Origin of the sequence: Pseudobacillus sp. FSL P4-0506, from assembly GCF_038003025.1 — a bacterium.
Taxonomy (GTDB): Bacteria; Bacillota; Bacilli; order Bacillales; family Domibacillaceae; genus Pseudobacillus.
The window spans coordinates 142714-163908 of record NZ_JBBOOI010000001.1 but is presented as its reverse complement, the minus strand read 5'-3'; the positions used below and the strand labels follow the sequence as shown (position 1 = coordinate 163908).

General features: G+C 42.6%; 22 protein-coding genes. 14 read left to right on the top strand and 8 right to left on the bottom strand.

The window, feature by feature from the left end:
• Nucleotides 1–1527: an aldehyde dehydrogenase family protein gene (locus MKZ02_RS00805; RefSeq protein ID WP_120036042.1), complete on the top strand. Its 1527-nt coding sequence runs from the start codon at nt 1–3 to the stop codon at nt 1525–1527.
• A gap of 84 nt (nt 1528–1611) precedes the next feature.
• On the opposite strand, the gene MKZ02_RS00800 is transcribed toward MKZ02_RS00805, so the two are convergent.
• Complete coding sequence (locus tag MKZ02_RS00800; RefSeq protein ID WP_340851367.1) at nt 1612–2823, bottom strand: CdaR family transcriptional regulator; 1212 nt, start codon at nt 2821–2823, stop codon at nt 1612–1614.
• 138 nt (nt 2824–2961) lie between these two features.
• On the opposite strand from MKZ02_RS00800, the gene MKZ02_RS00795 reads away from it, so the two are divergent.
• The 5 genes from MKZ02_RS00795 to MKZ02_RS00775 all read left to right on the top strand — a co-directional run bounded on the left by MKZ02_RS00795 (nt 2962) and on the right by MKZ02_RS00775 (nt 6860).
• Nucleotides 2962–4626 carry a thiamine pyrophosphate-dependent enzyme gene (locus MKZ02_RS00795; RefSeq protein ID WP_340851366.1) on the top strand — a complete coding sequence of 555 codons (1665 nt, stop codon included), beginning with the start codon at nt 2962–2964 and terminating at the stop codon, nt 4624–4626.
• A gap of 143 nt (nt 4627–4769) precedes the next feature.
• Nucleotides 4770–5075 (top strand): antibiotic biosynthesis monooxygenase family protein, encoded by a 306-nt coding sequence (locus MKZ02_RS00790; RefSeq protein WP_120036045.1) that lies wholly within the window; start codon nt 4770–4772, stop codon nt 5073–5075.
• A complete protein-coding gene (locus MKZ02_RS00785; protein WP_120036046.1) occupies nt 5072–5419 on the top strand; it encodes a hypothetical protein in 348 nt (115 codons plus the stop codon). Before MKZ02_RS00790 ends, MKZ02_RS00785 begins: the two co-directional genes overlap by 4 nt.
• A gap of 42 nt (nt 5420–5461) precedes the next feature.
• On the top strand, nt 5462–6112 hold the full coding sequence (locus MKZ02_RS00780) for a cobalamin B12-binding domain-containing protein (protein ID WP_120036047.1): 651 nt from the start codon (nt 5462–5464) through the stop codon (nt 6110–6112).
• Nucleotides 6099–6860: an STAS domain-containing protein gene (locus MKZ02_RS00775; RefSeq protein WP_340851363.1), complete on the top strand. Its 762-nt coding sequence runs from the start codon at nt 6099–6101 to the stop codon at nt 6858–6860. Before MKZ02_RS00780 ends, MKZ02_RS00775 begins: the two co-directional genes overlap by 14 nt.
• A 221-nt stretch (nt 6861–7081) precedes the next feature.
• On the opposite strand, the gene MKZ02_RS00770 is transcribed toward MKZ02_RS00775, so the two are convergent.
• The 3 genes from MKZ02_RS00770 to MKZ02_RS00760 form a co-directional block, all read right to left on the bottom strand.
• On the bottom strand, nt 7082–7537 hold the full coding sequence (locus MKZ02_RS00770; RefSeq protein ID WP_120036050.1) for a hypothetical protein: 456 nt from the start codon (nt 7535–7537) through the stop codon (nt 7082–7084).
• Between the two features lie 84 nt (nt 7538–7621).
• Complete coding sequence (locus MKZ02_RS00765; RefSeq protein ID WP_340851362.1) at nt 7622–8416, bottom strand: HAD family hydrolase; 795 nt, start codon at nt 8414–8416, stop codon at nt 7622–7624.
• A gap of 267 nt (nt 8417–8683) precedes the next feature.
• A complete protein-coding gene (locus MKZ02_RS00760; protein ID WP_340851360.1) occupies nt 8684–9229 on the bottom strand; it encodes a hypothetical protein in 546 nt (181 codons plus the stop codon).
• A gap of 231 nt (nt 9230–9460) precedes the next feature.
• Between MKZ02_RS00760 and MKZ02_RS00755 the strand changes: the two genes are divergently transcribed.
• From MKZ02_RS00755 to MKZ02_RS00725, 7 genes are all read left to right on the top strand, one after another.
• Complete coding sequence (locus tag MKZ02_RS00755; protein WP_120036052.1) at nt 9461–9736, top strand: hypothetical protein; 276 nt, start codon at nt 9461–9463, stop codon at nt 9734–9736.
• A complete protein-coding gene (locus tag MKZ02_RS00750; protein WP_340851358.1) occupies nt 9733–10614 on the top strand; it encodes a diacylglycerol/lipid kinase family protein in 882 nt (293 codons plus the stop codon). Before MKZ02_RS00755 ends, MKZ02_RS00750 begins: the two co-directional genes overlap by 4 nt.
• Nucleotides 10615–10744: 130 nt before the next feature.
• Nucleotides 10745–11251 carry a DUF4178 domain-containing protein gene (locus MKZ02_RS00745; protein ID WP_120036054.1) on the top strand — a complete coding sequence of 169 codons (507 nt, stop codon included), beginning with the start codon at nt 10745–10747 and terminating at the stop codon, nt 11249–11251.
• Nucleotides 11252–11270: 19 nt separating this feature from the next.
• Nucleotides 11271–11942 carry a PspA/IM30 family protein gene (locus MKZ02_RS00740; RefSeq protein ID WP_340851357.1) on the top strand — a complete coding sequence of 224 codons (672 nt, stop codon included), beginning with the start codon at nt 11271–11273 and terminating at the stop codon, nt 11940–11942.
• Nucleotides 11943–11972: 30 nt separating this feature from the next.
• Nucleotides 11973–12533 carry a DUF4247 domain-containing protein gene (locus MKZ02_RS00735; RefSeq protein ID WP_120036056.1) on the top strand — a complete coding sequence of 187 codons (561 nt, stop codon included), beginning with the start codon at nt 11973–11975 and terminating at the stop codon, nt 12531–12533.
• A 27-nt stretch (nt 12534–12560) separates the two neighbouring features.
• On the top strand, nt 12561–12956 hold the full coding sequence (locus tag MKZ02_RS00730) for a DUF350 domain-containing protein (RefSeq protein WP_340851356.1): 396 nt from the start codon (nt 12561–12563) through the stop codon (nt 12954–12956).
• A gap of 24 nt (nt 12957–12980) precedes the next feature.
• Nucleotides 12981–14534 (top strand): polyamine aminopropyltransferase, encoded by a 1554-nt coding sequence (locus MKZ02_RS00725; protein ID WP_340851355.1) that lies wholly within the window; start codon nt 12981–12983, stop codon nt 14532–14534.
• Nucleotides 14535–14632: 98 nt separating this feature from the next.
• Here MKZ02_RS00725 and MKZ02_RS00720 read toward each other — a convergent pair whose 3' ends face one another.
• From MKZ02_RS00720 to MKZ02_RS00710, 3 genes are read right to left on the bottom strand one after another with little or no spacing between them, the layout of a single operon-like run.
• Nucleotides 14633–16117 carry a sodium/proline symporter gene (locus MKZ02_RS00720; RefSeq protein ID WP_120036059.1) on the bottom strand — a complete coding sequence of 495 codons (1485 nt, stop codon included), beginning with the start codon at nt 16115–16117 and terminating at the stop codon, nt 14633–14635.
• A gap of 35 nt (nt 16118–16152) precedes the next feature.
• Nucleotides 16153–17118, bottom strand: coding sequence for an ornithine cyclodeaminase family protein (locus MKZ02_RS00715; protein ID WP_340851353.1), 966 nt, complete (start codon nt 17116–17118; stop codon nt 16153–16155).
• Between the two features lie 31 nt (nt 17119–17149).
• Complete coding sequence (locus MKZ02_RS00710; RefSeq protein WP_340851352.1) at nt 17150–18310, bottom strand: NAD(P)/FAD-dependent oxidoreductase; 1161 nt, start codon at nt 18308–18310, stop codon at nt 17150–17152.
• A gap of 161 nt (nt 18311–18471) precedes the next feature.
• Here MKZ02_RS00710 and MKZ02_RS00705 point away from each other — a divergent pair, with 161 nt between their 5' ends.
• Nucleotides 18472–19680: a CdaR family transcriptional regulator gene (locus MKZ02_RS00705; protein WP_340851350.1), complete on the top strand. Its 1209-nt coding sequence runs from the start codon at nt 18472–18474 to the stop codon at nt 19678–19680.
• 100 nt (nt 19681–19780) lie between these two features.
• Here MKZ02_RS00705 and MKZ02_RS00700 read toward each other — a convergent pair whose 3' ends face one another.
• Entirely contained in the window at nt 19781–21163 is a 1383-nt protein-coding gene (locus tag MKZ02_RS00700; RefSeq protein WP_340851348.1) for an FAD-binding oxidoreductase, read from the bottom strand.
• Between the last annotated feature and the right edge of the window lie 32 nt (nt 21164–21195).

Here is a 21195-nt window from a genome sequence, read left to right as displayed (position 1 = left end):
ATGAATAATCAAACGGTAAAAGATGCAGTTCAAAAAGATACAGCGGTAAAAAAATACTTAAATTTTATTAACGGTGAATGGGTAGAGTCTGAATCAGGCAGATTTACGCAAAATACAAATCCGGTCAATGGAGAAGTATTGGGAGAGGTAGTTGCCTCGACAAAAGCGGATGTGGATAAAGCTGTCCAGGCGGCAAAAGCAGCGCAAAAAAAGTGGCGTAACGTACCAGCTCCAGAACGTGCGGAGGTTTTATATAAAGTTGCTTATTTGTTAAAAGAGCGCAAAGAAGAGTTAGCGCAGATTCTGACAACAGAAATGGGAAAAGTGATTGCGGAAGCGCGAGGAGAGGTACAAGAAGCGATCGACATGGCGTTTTACATGGCCGGAGAAGGCCGGCGCATGTTTGGCGACACAGTGCCTTCAGAGCTGCACAACAAATTTGCGATGAGCGTCCGTGTTCCTGTTGGCATTGCCGGGTTGATTACTCCCTGGAACTTCCCGATTGCGATCGCTTCCTGGAAGTCATTGCCGGCGCTTGTAACTGGAAATGCGGTTGTTTGGAAGCCGGCCTCTGAAACCCCATTTCTAGCCGGAGAGTTTGCAAAAATCTATGAAAAAGCTGGCTTGCCGAAAGGTTTGTTGAACCTTGTCTATGGTTCTGGAGGCGAGGTAGGAAATGCGATCGTTGAGCATCCGGATATCGATATCGTGTCATTTACAGGCTCCAATGAAGTCGGCAAGGAGATTAATGGACGTGCTGGTGAGCTTCTGAAACGTACATCGCTTGAGATGGGCGGAAAAAATGCAGTAACTGTGCTTGAAGACGCGGATATTGACCTTGCAGTAGATGGAATCGTATGGAGTGCATTTGGCACGAGCGGACAAAGATGTACAGCTTGCAGCCGAATTATCGTCCATGAGTCTGTGAAGGAAGAGCTGGAGCAGAAGTTGCTGAAGCGCATGGAAACATTGAAGATCGGCGACGGATTGGATGAGTCGATCGATGTAGGTCCTGTCATTAACCGTTCATCGCTTGAGAGAATACATGAATATGTCAAAATCGGTAAAGACGAGGGGGCAAAACTGTTAAAAGGCGGAGAAATTCTAACTGAAAATGGTTTAGATAAAGGGAATTTCTATGCACCGACTTTGTTCACTGACGTCAAATCCGATATGAGAATTGCCCAGGAAGAAATTTTCGGACCGGTCGTTTCTATTATTCCGGTGAAAAGCCTGGAAGAAGCCATTGAAGTAAATAACAGCGTTGAATTTGGATTATCCAGCTCTATTTTTACGGCTGATATCAACCGGGCATTCCAGGCGATGAGAGACTTGGATACGGGGATTGTTTATATTAATGCAGGAACAACAGGCGCGGAAATTCATCTGCCATTCGGAGGAACGAAAGGAACAGGAAACGGGCATCGTGACTCCGGCGTTGCTTCACTGGACGTATACACTGAATGGAAGTCTGTTTATGTAGACTACAGCGGAAAAATTCAGCGAGCGCAAATTGATAACTATTAATTCCTTCTATTAACCATAAAAACAAGCAGGAATGCCTCGCAAAAAGCGTGATTGCATTTCTGCTTGTTTTTTCCAGGGAAGCGCTTACGCCGGACGAAACGACTTCTCTTTCGTTTCTTCATAGCAGCGTATGGCCATGTAAAGCAGCATGCAGTCCTGAAAGCTTCCCGTGTCTATGCCGGTCGCTTCGCTTATCCGTTCCAATCGGTAAATAATTGTATTGCGGTGAATAAACATGTTGCGCGCTGCCTCGCTTAAATTTAAATTGTACTCACAATATTTAAGAAAAGTCGTAGACAGTATTTCATAATTATCGAGATCAGCAAGAGGCTGAACGATATTTAAAAGCTTTCTTTGAAGTTCAGGAGTGATTTCTTTCGGCAGCAGTTGGAAAGTTGTCTGTTTTTCATTATAAATAAAAATGCCTGAGCCGGTATCTCCTTTTCTTCCAAAAATCATCGTCTTTTCAGCATTGCGGAACGACTCAGCAATGCCCCTGATTCCTTTTTGTACATCGCCAATCGCGATGGAGGCGGCTAAGTAATACTTCGTTTGCAAGAAATTATTTAGCTTTTGGAGCCTTTGCTCCAGAGAGGAAACGAGAGCTGTGTAAGCTTGCTCTGTTGTGATAGGTTTGACAATAATTAACCGCTCAATATTAATGAAGGAAAGAATGTCTTCTTCGGAATCATGAAAAATTAAATAAAGATAGTCCAATAGATCTCTTTGAAAATACGGAAGTGAATAAGGGTCATAAACCTCATTTGAGTTGGTTTGCACAGGCAAAGAGCGATGAATGTCTATTAAAATGCACGTTCGATAGATTTCCTGGTTGTAGCCGAGTGTTTTAGCATACTGAATCATCCGCTCATCTCGTTCGTCTGTGTCATAATGAATAATTTGCTGGATAAACACTTCAACCATTTTCGATTCCAGCTCTTTCATTTCTTTGCGAAAGGCATCCTGGCACATCATTTCGACTTGATTCTTTACAAGCTGAGCATATTTCTCAACTTCTTCAGGTTTTCCGACGATTCCAAGCACGCCGATGGCTTTATTATTAATCATGATTGGTACAGAAACACCTGGAAGGATTTGTCCGATTCCTTCATTGCGACAATTAATTAAGCCCTTTTTTCTAATAACGTCAAGTGAAGGACGGTGGAAGAGTCCCAGCCTTTCCTTATCAGTTGATCCGATAATATATCCTTCGTTATCTGTAATGCTGATTGGATAACCTAAAACAGCGCTTGTTTTTTCTGCGATGTCCTGAGCAATATGCTCTAAAATTTTCACTGACAGCACCCCTTGTTTTCCGAAATAGCCAGCTTAAAAGATAGAATATTGACCAGAGTATACCATATTTCCGAGTTAAATAGACGAACTATTTAGAAATTTGTCAAGTGCGTATTCTAAGAGAAAGTAGGGAGGTAAATGACAAAATTATCCGGAGGGCAAACGATTGTAAAAGTAATGGAAAAGGAGGGGGTTAAAAAAGCTTTTTGTGTGCCTGGAGAGAGTTACCTTGGAGTCATTGATGCGCTGTATGAGCACCCGTCTATCCAACTGATTTCTACCCGTCATGAGGGCGGGGCATCTTTTATGGCAGAAGCTTATGCAAAAGCATCGGGAGGCACAGGGGTTTGCATGGCTACACGGGGGCCGGGCGCAGCGAATCTTTCCATCGGTTTGCATACGGCTATGCAGGACTCTACGCCGCTCGTCGCTTTAATTGGACAGGTGGAACGGCCATTCAAAGGAAAGGAAGCATTCCAGGAAGTAGAATTCACAGCATTTTTCAGTCATTTGTGTAAATGGACAGTAGAAATTGAATCCATTGAAAGGATTCCGGAGTTACTTCACCGGGCATTCTATATAGCGAAGTCCGGCCGTCCAGGACCAGTAGTTGTTTCTTTGCCTCACGATATGCTTGAAGATACCGCAGAATATATAGAGCAGCACGTGCAGGATGAATATGTGCCTAAGCCTGCTGATGAAGCTGTTCACGTTGTTCTGGAAAAGATTCGGGAAGCTGCACGGCCTATTATCATTGCAGGCGGAGGAGTGACCCGGACAAAATCAGCTGACCTGCTCGTCCGCTTTGCAGAAACAATGAATGTTCCTGTGGCCACAGCCTTCCGTCGGTTTGATGCATTCCCAAATAGCCATTCACATTATGCCGGCTGGCTTGGCTTTGGTTCGGACAAAGAATTGCTCGATTACATTAAAAATGCTGATTTGGTAGTAGCATTAGGCACCCGTTTTTCTCAAGTGACTACGCAGGACTATACGCTGCTTGGCGAACAGACGAAGCTGATTCAAGTGGACATTTCTCCCGATAGCATTGGCAAGGTATATCCGCCTGTTCTTGGTATTACAGCAGACGTCAAACAGTTTTTGCAAAAAGCTTTGGAAGTATCAGTCCCTACGAAGGATGAAGCGAAGGAGCGGGTAGTCGAAAGGTTACATGCAGCGTATCTCACTTTTTCATCGGCACCAAAAGATTATTCAGAACAATACGTTGATATGGATGGCATGCTTTATGATATGATGCGTATATTTCCGAAAGATACCATTCTAACAAGCGATGCCGGCAACTTTTTTGGCTGGCTGTCACGCTATTACCGCTTTGACCGTCAGAACACTTATATTGGGCCAACGTCAGGTGCGATGGGGTATGGGCTGCCAGCGGCCATTGGCGCAAAGATAGCGCAGCCGGGCAAAATGGTTGTTTCTTTTTCCGGGGATGGAGGCTTCATGATGACGATGCAGGAGCTTGAAACGGCTGTTCGCATCCAGGTTCCAGTCATCGCTATTGTCATTAATAATAATATGTATGGAACGATCCGGGCCCATCAGGAAAAGCACTTTCCGGGAAGAGTAGTAGCAACAGAGTTATCCAATGCTAATTTTGCCGAGCTAGCCAAACTATTTGGCTGTCACGGGGAACAAGTGACAAAAAATGAAGATTTTCTGCCGGCTTTGGAAAGAGCAAAAGCGAGCGGGCGCCCGGCTGTGATAGAGGTACTGACAAACCCGGCACTTTTGTCTGCCAGCCAGTCAAAAACCATTCATTCAAACGTACAAAGGGCTACTTAACTCAATCAAGAATACAAGATGCAGAAACGGTACTGGAGAGCAGTGCCGTTTTTTACATTCTTTAAAAATAAACAATATAATAGATTAACAGGAAGTGGAAGTGATAGAGTAGTACATATACCGTAGAAGAAGGGGGATTTAATGTGTATGTTGTTCACTCGACATTTTCTGTGGGGGATCACCAGGCAGAAGAAGTAATCTCTATCTATAAGAATCGTTCGCGTTTGGTAGACAAGACAGAAGGCTTTCAGCATTTCTTATTGCTGCAAAATGATAAAAAACCAGGCGAACTGACGGTCCAACTGGCTTTTCAAACAAAAGGCGCCTATTTATCGTGGGTGCGCAGTGAAGAATTTAAAAAAATTCACGAATTGGAAAAAAACTATCCGGACAAAGAGCTGTCCGCCGTTATTCCAACTGTCCGCCAGTTTAAAGTGGTGGCTACATGAAAAAGGGCTGGAAGGCGACATTAGCGGAAAAGGCAACGGCCGAAATTTATAAGCGTGAGCCCGCTCTTCTTTCCCGGTTTGGAGAAGAAGGAAAGGCAAAGTGTCTCGAAGATAACAATCATCATATCAAACAGCTGGAGAGCGCTTTGCTTTTAGATAACGAGCAATTTTTTATCGACTATGCTCTTTGGTTGAATGGCATCTTAACGAAGCATGGGATGAGCACCCGGCATTTAATTGATAACTTTACGATTATCCAGCAACTGTTGATCGAAAATGGAGAACAGGAAAATGAAAAAGGTCTTTTCTATCTAAGTGAGGCTATATTCGCTCTGCAGCAATGATATAGCTTATTCGCTGCTAGAGAGGCAAGTGAGGTGAGGGAGATGAGCGAGGAAGCACGTGAGTTTGCCGAATATTTACTGGAAGGTGATGCGCTGGCATCCATAGATTTTATTAAACATCGAAAGCAGTTGACCACGTTGGAACTATTTAATCAGCTTGTTACACCTGCAATGAGGCATGTAGGAGAGCTGTGGGAAAATAATAAGATTACGGTGGCTGATGAGCATTTGGCTACCGGTACCTGTGACTTTGTCTTATCGCGATTGTTCCCATGGCAGAAGGAACAACCTTCAGTCAACAAAAAAGCCATGTTTTTATGTCCGCAGGGGGAACGCCATTACCTCGGATTAAAAATGGTGAGCAGCCTATTTGTGGAGTCAGGCTGGAGCGTTCGTTTTTTCGGTTCTGACCTGCCTTTAGAATCGGCACTGACAACCGCTCATAAATGGCAGCCAGATGTAATTGGCTTATCAGTAGCGATCGTATACCATCTTCCGCATTTACAAGATTATATCGAGCGGTTTTCTGATTTACCTTCCCGGCCCGCTATTATTCTTGGAGGAAGATTGGCCGGCATGTATGATCTAAAGCCGTATTGCTCAGAAAGCACAATAATTTTTGAGGATTTGCAGGCCGCTCATTTATGGTTGAAGAATAACAGGATAGAGGGGGAGTCGAATGTCTCCTTATAATCAGCCATTTCCTCTCCCCTATTTTCAAATTAATAAAGAGGGAGTCATTTTAGCTTATTCAGATGCAGCCGCTAATCTTTTTCATATTAATCAGGGAAATATTTTAGCCCTGGTAGATAAGGCGAGTGAAGAAAAGGTTAAAACATTTATTTTTAAGCGAGAAAATCCACAAAAAATCGAAGCGAATTTTAAGACAAAGATAAATTCAATCCAGCTATTTGATATTCATTTATCGTGGGATGAACAATCAAACGGGCATATGGTTCTGCTCGTGAAAGACCAGCTGAATAAGCATTTGGAAGACCGTCTTTTATCTTTGCAAAAACGTTTGTCTTCTACAAACTTCGAGCTATTTGAAAAAAAAGAGGAATTAGAAAGAACTCTAATTCGTTTAAGAGAGCTGTCTGGTCCATTTATTGCGTTGTCTTCCGGTTTAGCATTTATTCCTCTTTTCGGTGACATAACGAAGGAAAAGCTGGAAGCCATTACTGGAAAGGCATTGCAGTCCGCTTATGAGGGAGATTATAGCCATATTGTAGTGGATTTTACTGCGGTTGGACAAATAGAAAAGGAGGGCGTTGATAAGCTGCTCGAACTTTTCACTATGCTAAGATATATGAGTGGTGCCGAGATTGAAGTAGTCGGAATGAAGCCGCATCATTCTCAGATAATGAACTCCCTCCAAAATAATTGGTCTTTTTCATTTTCTTCCTCACTAGCAGAGGTATTGCAAAGAAAAAATAAATAAGCATCAATCGCTCAATAACCCGTGTGGTGATCTTCGAGTATGGATGAATGGAAGAGAGAGGAGAAGTGGCCCTTGCATCCAATAGGAGCACTTCTGTATGAAGTTTTACTAACCCAGCAGTCAGGCCAGCTCAAACAAGATAGATTGAAATTTGAAGTATGAGAACAGTCTTCTTTCGTCCACTAATAAAAAACAGCGACGGGCAAAAGCCCGTCGCTGTTTTAAAATTCCACTTGAACTTGCTGTAGTTCTTCTTCTGTTTTCTCTGTAAATGTGTAACCGAGCTCTTTTAGCTGGCTGCAGATATTTGTAGCACATTGATCGTCAACAATAAGAAATGTCTGATCAAATTGCATTTTATCCTTAATAGAAGCGAGCAAATCAAATAAAGCACTCGTTCTTTCTTCCTTAAGGGATTGAGTTAATGCGGAAGTTTCTGTTGTAACGGGTACAATCCAAAGCTCACATTTATTAGGCACTTTCAAAAGCTGTTCGAACACTTCTGCTTTTTCAAGGGGTGTCCGTAATGTTTCATCATGAATTTCATATACACGTTTCGATGACAAGACTTTTTCTCTAAATGGAAAAATTCCTTGCTCATCGAATACTTTTATCTCTAATTTAGAAGCCTGAGGCATTTGGTTTTCCTGCGCATTTTGTTTTAAATGGCTGGTCATGTTTCTCTCTCCTTTTCCTTCTTCCCCTGATATGTATAAAAGGGATGTGCTATTCTATTCCCTTTTTGAGAAGAAGAAAACCTATTAGACACTTGCTAATTTTTGGAGAGTATCAGCCACTTCACTTAGGGTGCGAACTGTATAAGTTGGCTTGGCTCCTTCTACTTTTCTATCATCACCGTGATCAATAAGGATAGAATCCATGCCAATACGAGTAGCACCAAGAATATCCGTCCCTAAGTTGTCGCCAATCATGATAGCCTCTTCACGTGATACATCCATCAGTTTTAATGCATGAGTAAAGATAGATGGGTCTGGTTTTCCAAATCCAAAGTTTCCTGAAATGACGATATGTTCAAAATAAGGCACAAGCTCTGGCGTCATCGTTAACTTTTCCAGTTGAAGGGATGGAGCGCCATTCGTTAAAAGCAAAAGTCGGAAGTCATTTTCTCTCAGCTTATCAAGCACTGTAATGGTGTCATCATATAAGAAGGGAGAGTAGCGGCGTACTTCTCGAAATCGCTCTCTTGCCCATTCTTCCGCCCCTTGAATGCCGACGGACTCTAAGCCGTTTTTCCATGTGTTTAATTGATAGTCACTAATATCTTTGCCCATCTGGCGCAGCTGCCAGTGATGGACGTCCCCAAAATCTCCCCAAAGCCCCTCAAATGGATTAATGCCAAGATGAAGCGTAACCGGGTAAAAAGAATATTTCTGGTATTGCTTTCGTGCTGCTTCTCTGACAGAGGATTCAATGGCATCCTTTTGAATTCCATATTTCTGTTCTAAGTCGCCGCATGTCACATCGAAGGCGGTTTGAATACTTTTGCGATCATTTAAAAGTGTGTCATCTAAATCAAAAAAGACTGCTTTTTTCATTCTATAAAGGCTCCCTTTTAAACATAATGTTGAACCTAATTCTACACAAATGTCAGAATTCCTGCAAAATAAAATGAAAGCCACCTTGTTAAAAGTGGCTTTGGCGTGCGCAGCTGAAATTTTTATCATGCACATGAATGTGATCGAAAATATTTGTCTTTCGAGGCGCAAAGCTTGATGAAGAATGGAGAACCAGGAGGACCATAAGTGCTACAGACAGGTGAGTAATGAAGAATGCGAGCGTTTGCCAACAGACTGAGAAGCCGCTTAATTAAAAGTGGCTTCATTCTTCTTTCCTCTAAAAATAGAAAACAAAGAAGGAAGTCGATATTTGGGCGGCTCTCTTTTTATAGGAGGAGGCTGCAGGCCATTTAGCAACAGGCGATCACGAATAGCTATCTCCTGGTGTTCCAATTTCTCCTTCATCCATCTTTGATATTGGGCAAGTTCTTTAACAAGTTCTTTGTTTACTTCGATCAGTGTCTCTTGCTGTTGCTCAAGCCGGGCAATCCGCTCATGTAATTCATCATTTTCAGCCGAGGTATGGACTATTTTTTTCGCTTCTTCTTTTTTTTCCGGCTCCACCTTCATTGCCAGCTCAATCGCTGTTTCAAGGGCCATATTTTGTTCCTGTATAAGTTTCAGCAGACGCTGGACAGTAATAATATCCTTTTGATAAAAGACACGGGAATTATTTAACCCTCTATCAAAACGATAACCGGCATCTTCTAACGCTAGCGCATACTTTCGGAGTGTGCTTGCACCGACTCCAAGGCTCTTGGCTACTTCCGAGCTGAAATAAGCCTGCTCCATGTTCATCCCTCCGTTAATTAGTTATGTGGTACTTCCTCAAGCGGCTGATTCCGGGACAATAGACTGTTATTACTACTTTCCATAGGAATAAATAAATTCCTTTCACTACTTTTGTTGATTGATCAGTAGTTTTGTCGAGAAGAGCTTAAAAGAATTTGCTGAAACCCTCAGTTGAAAAAGCAGAGAAAAGGGTATATAAAGGATATTATTTGATCAATGGGTGGATTGCTTATGAAGCTGAAAAGGTGGACCTATTCCCGTCGGTATAACATTAAGGCTGTTTTTGATAAGTTTCCTAATTCGAATGTTATTTTCCGAACGATTAACCAATTTTATTTTATTTATATTGTCAACTGGTCAGAAAAGGATCCGGTGGTAACAAGAGAGGATCTGGAACAGATGGAGAAATTGCTGAATGAAGAAATGGGAACAGCGCTCTTTTATCGTTACCGCAAGTCACAAATAGACGATGGGAAAGAGGAGCCAAATGGGGGGAAAGCTGAATGAAGAAAGCAATGGTTATTGCCAATCCTTCTTCAGGAAAAGAAGAGGCAGAGATTTATTTAAAAAAGATCCGTCGACAATTGGAGAGCAAGGAATATGAAGTGGATATCCGTTTGACGAGCAAAGAAGGTGATGCGGTAACATGGGCATCAGAGGCTTGTGCGAATAAGTATGAGGCAGTCGTTTCAATCGGAGGAGATGGGACGCTGAGTGAAACAATAAATGGTCTGGCGGAAAAAGAGTACAGACCGGCACTCGGTATCGTCCCGCTTGGTACGATAAATGATTTTGCCAGAGCACTAGGTATTCCACTTGATCCCGAAGAGGCAATCGCTATCATTGGAGGAAGTAAACTTCAGAAAACGGATATCGGAAAAATCAATAATCACTACTTTTTAAATATTGTAGCTCTTGGCGAGATCGCTGAATCAACGGCAGATGTATCAGCCGGACAAAAAACAGTGCTTGGATCATTTGCTTATTTTTTGGAAGGCGCAAAAACACTCGTTCATAAAACATCATTTGATGCGGCCGTTATCGCTGATGAACAACAGTGGGAGGGAGAGGCGCTGCTATTCCTTGCGGCTTTAACGAATTCTGTTGGCGGCTTTGAAAATATAGCGCCGGAAGCAAAAACGGATGATGGCAAATTGCACTGTTTTATTATTAAAGATACAGCTCTTCCGAAGCTTGTTCGAGTGATAGCCAACCTGTTGAAGGGCAATTTAAAAAAAGATCCCGATGTTCTCTATTTTCGCTCCAGCCAAGTAACCATTTCTTCAAGCGTACGGTTAAAAGCAAATGTGGACGGTGATACGGGGGAGAAAGTTCCAGTCACTCTTCAAGTGTTAAAGGAACATATAAATGTTTTTACACCATAAATGACTGAAAGTAAAAAATATGAATAAAATACAAAATAGTGAAACCACATACAGAAAAGAGCGTATATCATAAAGAGATTAGAGAATTCTTATGAAGAAGCGCTAGTACATGGTACATGGAGGTGAAAATATGGGGTTTTTTGACCGGTTGTTTAAAAAAGAAAAAGAGACGGTGAAGGTAGAAGAAAGAACCGTTTTAAACCTACAGGTCGGTGATATTGTTACATATGATCTGCTGGATTACCAAGTAACGGGGAAGCTTCATTATAATGACAGCGGCTTTATGTGGGATGCTTATCAATTGCAAGGAGAGACCGGAGTCTTATGGCTCGCTGTGGAAATGGATGATGAATTAGAACTTGGAATGTATCGTGCTGTTAAACTGCCGCTTGAAGAGCCAATTCCTAAAAAAATCACCTATGATGGCCGAGAATATAGAATGATAGAGAGCGGTAAGGCGTACGTTAAAGGAGAAGGGCGCAGCCAGAATGTGCATGGAAAAGAATTAAAGTACTTTGATTTTGAAGATGATTCCGAAGAGCATTTTTTGTCTGTTGAAATATGGGGCAGCGAAGTAGAAGTAAGCTATGGTTATGCCATTGAAGAATATGAACTAAAAATTTTAGCGGGAAGCTAACTAACTGGGAGGAGTAAATATGTTTCAATTTTTTAAAAGAATGAAGACCTACGTAGGATCAGAATTAAATGCAGCTTTAGACAAAGCGGAAGATCCGGTGAAAATGCTTGACCAGTTTATGCGGGAAATGGAAATGGACATCCGCGATGCAGAAACGGCTGTGGCTAAGCAGATTGCTAATGAAAAAATGCTGAAAAAGAAGCTGGATGAAGCCAATAACATGGTAGAAAAACGCCAGCAGCAAGCTATTACTGCGTTGGAAGCAGGAAACGAGGATCTTGCCCGCCGTGCTCTTGAAGATAAAAAAGTGTATGAAGGCCAGGCTGAATCAATGCGCTCAGCCCATGAACAGGCGTCACAAGATGCGGCTGTTTTACGGGAAAAGCTTGATGAAATGAAGAGGGAATATCAGGAAATGAAACTGAAAAAAGATTCGCTGAAGGCTCGTGCTGAATCAGCGAAGACAAGAACTAAAATGAACCGGGCGATGTCTTCCATTGGTGGGGATGAATCTCGTCGGGGATTTGAGCGCATGGAAGAAAAAGTATTGCAGTATGAAGCGGAAGCGGAAACATCTGATGACTTAAGGTCTTCTTCACGTGGGATTGATGAGGAACTGGATGCGTTGAAAACGCACAGTGCAATTGATGAGGAGCTAGCTGCGCTAAAGAAAAAATTAGGGAAAGAGTAATTCTTTCCTCTTTTTATTGGAGTGTTTTCCATGAAAAAACAACTATTATTGTTAGTTACTTTATTTACCTCCGCGGCCGTTTTGTTAGCAGGCTGCGGATCGGTACAAATAGAAGACTACATATCAGATAATTATTCGCTGATTGATGTCGTTCGCAGCCAAGCTGCAGAAGATTCTTATGTTTACTTGGCTGAAGATCAACAAGTGAAAGAGGTAGCGGATGAACTGATCCAGGTGCAGGAGCCTGATGAAATTGGAAAGTATGTAAATGGTAAACAAGTGCTTATTTATGATGATCAATTCGTCATTCTAACTGAGGCACCTAAAGAGCCGGACCAGACACTAATCGAAGTGTCTGACCAGGAATTTGTCCGTAATCATTATCATCCGGGCTTCTTTCAAGGGATGCTCCTCGGAAACATGTTAAGCAATATGTTTGGAGGAGGCTGGGACCGTGATCAGCGCTCGCGCTGCAATTCAGCTTACAATAACGATTGCTATGGCGGCTATGGTTCGACTGGTAGATGGAATCCTGGAGCAGCCGGACGTGGTTCTACTTTTCGAGGCGGGGGTCCGGGCACAGGAAAATAATTGATTACTCAGTAGAGGAGAAATGATATGAATCCGTTTTTATTAACCTTCCTTTATTTTGCTGTAGCCATTTTAATTGTATTGGCTGGTTTATTTATTTTTGAGATGGTTACGAGAAAATATAAAGATTGGCATGAAATTAAAGAAGCTAACATTGCTGTAGCATTGTCTATCGGTGGGAAAATCATCGGTATCTGTATTATTTTAATGTTCTCTATCCTTCATAATGATACGATTGTAGAAACGGTAATCTGGGGTGGATATGGAGTTGTTTTGCAAATGGCTGCTTATTTGTTATTTGAACTGTTTACGCGCAACTTCTCAGTACAAGAACAGCTGAAAGCACGTAATACGGCTGTTGGGATTGTTTCTTTCTGTGTTTCTGTTGGACTTTCGTTTGTAATTGGCGCGTCTATTACATAGGAGCGCATGACAGGTGGCACGCAAATGGATAAAAAAGAATTGTTAAAACAAAGCAGTAGTATTTACTGGGCATCAGGCATTGTTTCAATATGTGGCATTATTTTTGAAGTGCTGTTTGGTGCTCTTGGCTCTTACATACTTGGAGATGGCGTAAAGCAATACACGCTAACAATCTCGCTATTCTTAACTGGCATGGGCATCGGTGCCTTTATAAGTGAAAAAATCACAAAGCAGCTCGTCCTCTCCTTTATTTGGATTGAATATGGCATTGGACTCATTGGCGGATTTTCAGCTTTGCTCTTGTTTGGCGTAACGGCTTATTTACCGGATGGAACGGATGCGCTCTTTTTATATGCAGTTACACTTATTGTTGGTGCCTTAACAGGTGTGGAATTGCCGGTTTTAATCCGCAAAGCCAATGACATTGGTGTTGCTTTGCATAAAAGTACAGCAAAAGTGTTGTTTTCCGATTATGCAGGCGGGCTCATTGGCGGACTGCTATTTTTGTTTTTGCTGCGCCCTTATTTTGGCCTCGTGAAAACGGCCTTCATCGTGGCAATGATTAATGTGGCGGTTGCGCTTTGGGTAGCCGTGAAATTCAGGAAGGAACTGAAGCGGTTTTCTTTGCATGCAGGAGCAGGAGGCCTTTTGCTTTTATTGATCATCATCGGCATTTTAATGGGGGAAGAAGCAGCTTTTCACTTTGAACAAAAGCTATACAAAGATCCAATTGTTTATTCAGAGCAAACGAGTTATCAGCAAATTGTATTAACAAGAGAAGAAGGAGACACGCGGCTTTATTTAGATGGACAGCTACAATTTAGTTCAGCAGATGAACATCGCTACCATGAAACACTTGTTCATCCGGCTATGTCAGCAGCGGGCGGCCATCAGCGTATATTGATTCTCGGCGGGGGAGATGGGCTTGCTGTCAGGGAAGTATTAAAATATAAAGATACGCGCTCTATCACTCTGGTAGACCTTGATCCTAAAATGGTGGAGCTTGCTAATACGCATCATTTATTAACAGAGTTAAATAAACGCTCTCTTACAAATAAAAAGGTGGAAGCCGTTCATCAAGATGCCTTTCGCTTTCTGGAAGAATCAGATGGTTTCTATGATGTTATTCTGGTGGATTTGCCTGACCCGAATAATGAATCGCTTAACAAATTGTATACGATGGAATTTTATTCGCTGCTTCGCAACCATTTAACTCCCGGCGGAGCAATAATGGTCCAGGCGACAAGCCCAGTTTTTGCCCCACAAGTATACTGGACCATTGATAGAACGATACAGGCAGCAGGGCTTTCAACAAATAATCTTCATGTTGATGTTCCAAGTTTCGGCGGCTGGGGATTTGTTCTTGCTTCACGCCATCCGATTTCTCTCAAAGATTTACAAATAAAAGCAGAGACCCGTTATTTAACAACGGAGCTTTTGCCGGCGCTTGCCCGGTTTGGAAAAGATGAGGATGCCAAAATTGAAGACGAGAGCGGACATCCAGTTGAGTTAAGACCCAATACATTAATTCGGCCGAATCTTATTGAAGTATATGGAAAATCATGGAAATATTATTAAATGAACCAATGGTTCAAAAAAAGCTGTATCCAAGTCGATAAGTAACCGGCTTGGATACAGCTTTTTAATTATCTGGATTGATGCAGAACGCGGTCTGGCTATCCAATGCTTTTTGTTGATATATCGCTCTCTTTTTTATTTTTTATAATGCCGACACTTTCTTTCGCCGGGAACAGCAGGCTGAAAATGATGCCAAAGAAGGCAGCGATGAAAAAGGTAGTAAAGCGGGAAGAGATGATTGCCTCAAGTGGAGTGGAAATCCACACGACTGTGCTGATAAATCCGGCAAGAATCGTAGCGATGACCCCGATACCGGAATAACGCTTCCAGAAGAACGTGAGAATGATAGCTGGAGAGAGGGTACAACCAACGCCAGCCCAGGCCCAGCTAACGACAAGATATACAAGAGATTTAGATGTTAATGCAATGAGCAATCCTAGTAGGCCAGCTCCGATGATGGTTAATCTTGATACAGTTACCAGCTGTTTTTCTGTCATCTTTTTGCCTAGTGCGTTATTGACGATGTCTTCACTGACTGAGCTTGTAATGACAAGCAGTTGGGAGTCAGCAGTAGAAATAATGGCTGCCAAAATTCCTGAAAGTAAAATACCGGCCATCCATGCTGGAAGCAAGTCTAGCACCATAAAAGGTAAAATCGTTTCAACATCAGCAAACTCTTGCCCTTGGTATAACGTGAGAGCGGTCAGACCAATCATAAAGGCCCCGCCATAAGCAAGAAGGGTCCAAATGATAGCGACACGGCTGGCTGTTTTTGCTTCTTTATCATTTTTCAATGCCATAAAGCGAGCGCTGAGCTGTGGCTGGCCGCCTAGAAAGCCAAAAAACCAGGCGAAATTATTGAATAGAAGGAGGCCGAGGGCAAATCCAACTGCTCCACCTGTCCATGAATCCATCGTAGGACCGGAGGTGGCAAGTGCCGCACTAATAGAAAGGTCTGCGGCATGAATATGAAAAAGGGCAACAATTGGCAGGACGACGAGAGTGACAAGCATCATTAAGCTTTGAATCATATCTGTCCAGACAACAGATGTAAACCCGCCAAGATAAGAGAGGACAATAACGATAACAAGACTAAGAAGAGCTCCTACAGTGGGATCAATTTTAAAAACAGTAAACAAGGTTTTTCCGGCACCAGCAATTTGAGCGCCGAAATAAAACATCATAAAGCTGATAATTAAAATAGTAGACATCCACAGGATGATCTTTCCCTGGCTACCGAATCGTTTCGCTAAATAGCCGGGTAATGTCATAATTTTATGCTCTTCGGCTTCGTCCATAAATCGCTTCGCTAAAAATAACCAAGAGAAAACAATTCCTAAAGAGATGCCGACAGCTACCCATATACCAGAGAGTCCGGTAGAAAAGACAAAGCCAGTATAACCGAGGAGGAGCCATGCTGATTCACCGGTTGCCCTTTCTGAGAAAGCAAGCGCCCAACCAGGAAGCTGTTTGCCGCCGAGAAGGAAGGAAGCGTGATCCATTTCCCTTCGGCTGAATAGGTAACCAGCGCCAAGCATTAATAAGCAATAAAGAATGAATTCAACCATTATGATCGTTTGCATGTTTTATCATCCCTTTCAGAGTTTTTCACAGCTTTTTATAACTCTACGTCCATCCCAATTCCCTGTTGGACAGCTTTTTCATAGATGGCAGAGGCAGCAATCAAATCAAATAAGGCCATGCCAGTTGATTTAAAGATCAGCGGTTTTGGTGCATTTAACTGTAGATTGTGTTTACCAGAAACCACGCTGGAGAAAGGGATAATTTGCGACTGGGTGAACCAGCCTGCTCTCAACGGATCCATCACATCTCCTGATTCTTGGATAGCATCAAGTGTATCGATAAAGAGAGAATCAGCTTGTTTAAAGAGCTGTTCGGGAAGCTCGCGCATATGTGGTTGGAAAGACCCGATAGCGATAATCAGCTTGCTGTTATATAAAGAAGATTCATCCGGCAGGACAGGTGTACTGGACGTGGTGGCAGTCACTAGGATATCTGACCGGCTGATCACTTGGCTAAGATCATTTTCGATGTGAATAGTTATGCGCGGAGACAAGTAGGATTGAATTTTTCGAGAAAAGTTGGCAGCTTTTTCAGGTGTGCGGTTAAATAAGTAAATGTTTTGAATGTTACGTTCTAAGCATATAGCTAATAATTGATAAAAGCCTTGCACACCGGTACCGATCAATCCGACAGAGGCAGCATGAGCCGGAGCTAAATAGCGAGCGGCTAATCCTCCTAAGGCTCCTGTACGCAGCCCGGTTAAATAAGTGCCATTTAGTAAAGCTTTTGTTTGCCCATCCATGCCATCAATTAACATCATCGTTCCTTGGACAACGGGGCGGGATTGGTTGTCTGGAAAAACACTGACGATTTTTGTGCCGAATGATTGGCGGGCATAACAGGGCATAAGCAACAGAGTATTGTCTTCATAGGCAATGTGCGTTCTTGCATCCATCTGAAATTGTTCTTTGTCGTAAAGCTTATAGGCGATCTCCACTGCCTCGATTATGTCTGCCATTTCAACAGCCTGTTGCATGCTTTTTTGATCCAGTATTAGCAAATTACTCCCCCCTTTATAAAAAATAGATTAATTAAACAATAGCGTGTTCCAATACCAAATCATTTTCAGCAAATCTTTCTACGCGCAAAGGAGTAAGATCGAGCGTTTCGTATTTTCCTTTATAAATCAGTTCAGCTAATCCAAGACCAACCCCGGGAGCTTGCTGCATTCCGTGCCCGCTAAAGCCGAGAGAGAGATAATAGCCCTTCATTGTTGGATGCTCTCCAATAATGGCGTTTTGATCTTCGGTGTTAAAGTCATACAGACCTGCCCATCCGGACTCAAGCTTGGCCTCTTCAAAGTTGGGAACACGATGAGCTAACACTGGCCAAAGCTCTTCAAAGTAGGAGCGTTTCCAAGAAAAATCAATCCCCGGCTTCACGTCTTCTGAATAGCCAGTGATAATACGATCTCCTTCATGACGGAAGTAAACACCGGTTGGGTCAATTGTTAATGGCAATGGCTTTTCAAGTGGAACGGAAGGATGGAACTGGAATATTTGTCTCTTTAAAGGGACAACAGGCAGAGAAAGTCCGATTTTATCACTAAGAAGAGCTCCCCAGGCACCAGCACAATTAATCACTATAGGTGCATTAAATTCTTCTCCGTCCAGTAAACGGACCCCTGTTATTCGATGATTCTCCGTTAAAAAAGTATCTACCTCTTTAGAAATATAGTCGACGCCAAGCTTTTGTGCGTTTTTCTTATATGCCTGCATGACTGAGTAGGCATCCAAGTAACCGTCTTCGGAACAATACAGTCCGCCCGCCAGGTCGCTCACTTCCAGTTCAGGTATAATCGAGTGAAGCTCGGCAGGAGAAAGAAATTGAGAAGGCACCCCAAGCTCGTTTTGCAGTTTTCTTTGGCACTCAATCGCCGGCACCATTTCTTTTTTTGCTAAAAATAAGTAGCCTCGTTGCTGGAAGTCGATTTTAGCCGGTTCTCCATCAATGGACATGTCTTTGGAGAAAGATTGATATTTTTGCAGGCTATAACGGCTCAGTTTTACATTGATGGCCGTTGTAAATAATTGCCGGATACCACCTGCGCTCCGAGGAGTGGAGGAAAACTCATAAATTGGGTCTTTTTCAAACACGACGATCGTTCCCTCAAAACCAATTTTACGCAAAGAATAAGCTGTGCTTGATCCCATAACCCCGCCGCCTACGATAACAATATCTGCTTTTTTCATCTAAGAACCTCCTGTGTATTGTTTGAATTATTTACCATTATATTTAGAAAGCGCTTTCATTCAATGTGCAATTTATACAAAAATTTGATAAAATAAAAGAGAAAATTAATCCGAATATTCAAAATAGTTTCGCGAGGATAGCTAACTATTGAGGTGAAGACATGAAATTTTTTGAACAAATTGCCCAATCGATTGTAGAAAAAACGTCAGCTGTCTTAGAAGTATCGATGAGTATTACTGACGCAAAGGGAACAATCATTGGCTGCAGTAATTTAGAAAGGCTAGGTTCTCATCATGTTGTTACAGAGGAGGTAACAAGGGCGGGGCGATCGGTTATTTTTACGAAGGAAAACATAGCAGGCAGAGAAAATGTATTGCCGGGCGTAGCGACGCCGATACGCTTTCAGCAGCAAATTATTGGGGTTCTTGGCATTATCGGAGAACCGGATGAGGTAGGGAGATACGTAGAATTCGTCCGGACACATATAGAAATGCTTCTGCAAGAGTCTTTTCGAACAGAGACATTTTATTTGCAAATGAAAACTACCGAAATCTTTATCCAGCATCTCATCCATTTTAAGGAGTGGGATAACGAAGAGGCCCTTCACAATTACTGCGAAATGTCAGGCTTCCATTTTGACCGTCCCCGCATGTGTATTCTTATTGACATAGCCGCTTTGCATGCAGCAACAGAGGAGATAAAAGCAATCAGAATCTCGGAATATGATTTATTTCAAATTATTAGCAATTATTTTGAAGACCACTCTGAGGATATTATTAGCCCGATTAATCGGGGGCAATGGATGGTCCTAAAGTATATGGATGGCTATGACCCTTCGAAAACAAGGCGTCAGTGTGAGCAAGCATTAAAAGCTTTAAAAAGGTTTCTTCAAGCCCACCACATTCCTGGACATGTATCTATTGCTTACGGGAAGAGTTACACGGGCTTCGCAGGGGTCAGCCGCTCTTACCAGCAGGCTTTACAAACATTATTAACAGGAAAAAAATATAAAAAGAGCTTGTCGGGGGTGTATGCGTTCGATGACTGGAACATTTTATTAAATACTCTCATTCAAGAAATTAACCCGGCTTTCACCGAAACTTTGGGTGATTATGTTGAAAAGTTATTATCTCATCCCAATGCTTCGATATTGGCAGAAACGTTCCTTGTCTACTGTGAACAGGGATTGAATGTCAGCCGGGCGGCCAGGAAGTTATTTGTTCATCGCAATACTCTCTTATACCGCTTGAACCAATTGAATGAAATTCTTTTTATGGACACACAATCTTTTGAACAATGTATGCTTTTGTACATATCCCTGAAGAAAAATGGAGATCGAGACAGCAGGCAGCCTTTGCCTGCGAAGTAATGCCTTCGCTTTTATGAGAGTGTTTTAAAAAATGTTAAAGAGACACTGAAAGGTGGGACTATAAAAAAACTGTTCCGCAGGCCGCGGAGCAGTCTCAAATTTATAGTGTAACTTCTGTTGTGGCAGGAAGCAGTTTTCCAGGATTTAAGATATTATCAGGATCCAGCAGGTTCTTAATACCGGTCATCACGTTAAGCGCTTCGCCATGTTCTTGCCTTTGATACTTAATCTTGCCGAGGCCGACGCCATGTTCCCCTGTGCACGTTCCGCCGAGCGATAGAGCAAACGAAACAATTTCGCTATTTAGCCGTTCAATTTTACGAGTTTGCTCAAGGTCTTGTGGATCAAATAAGGTAAGAGTATGGAAGTTTCCATCACCAATGTGTCCAAGAACAGCCCCGTCCATCCCGTATGCTTCAATGCGTGCACGGGCATAATCGACCATTTCCGGCAGCTTCGATATCGGTACACATACATCGGTATTAATGGTTTGCAGCTTAGGGTTGCTGTGACGGAAAGCGTAGGATAAGTCATGCCGGGCTTTCCAAAGCTGTGCTCTTTTTAAGCTGTCCTTTTCAAAAACAAATGTGTAACATTGGTGTTCCTCTAACAATTCCTGAACGAATTGGGTGTCTGCTTCATTTCCAGCCTCGTTTCCGTGAAACTCCAAAAACAAAGACGGTTCTTCAGGAAAGTCTGTTCCGCTAAAAGCATTCACTTGAGCAATAGAGCGATCATCAACAAGCTCCATGCGGGCAATCGGAATGCCAGCAGTGAGTATAGAAACCGCTGCCTCTACACATTGTTTTACAGTAGGAAAGCAAGCTCTAGCCGCCATAATCGATTCGGGAATGCCATGAAGCTTTAATGTAATCTCGGTAAATAATCCGAGTGTTCCTTCCGAGCCAGCAAACAAACTGTTCAAATGATAGCCGGAAGAAGATTTTTTAGCGAGTGAGCCGGTATGAATGAGCCGACCGTCTGCCAGAATGACTTCGAGGTCGAGAATCTGGTCTCTCATCACCCCGTAGCGCACGGCCTGAGTACCGCTTGCATTCGTAGCAGCCATGCCGCCTATCGTCGCATCAGCCCCGGGATCAACCGGGAAAAAGAGGCCATGTTTATTTAGTTCTTGATTCAATTGCAGTCTTGTCACGCCAGGCTGTACTTTGACAATTAAATCTTCTGGCCGCAGCTCAATAATTTTGTTCATTTGGGTAAAGTCGACAGATATTCCTTGGTGCACAGGAATAGCATGCCCTTCAAGGCCCGAGCCGCTTCCGAAAGGAACGACGGGAGCCTTATATTCTTTAGCAAACTGAATGATCTTTTGTACGTCGTCTGTGGAGGCGGGAAATACGACAACATCAGGCAGGACAGGCTCAAAATGGGACTCATCCTTGCTGTGATGCTCTAATATCGTTTCATTGACTGTTACTTTTTCCGGGCCAAGTAGGCCGGTTAATTTTTCAACGAAATTCATCCTTTCACCACTTTCATGGAAATGATTTTTTT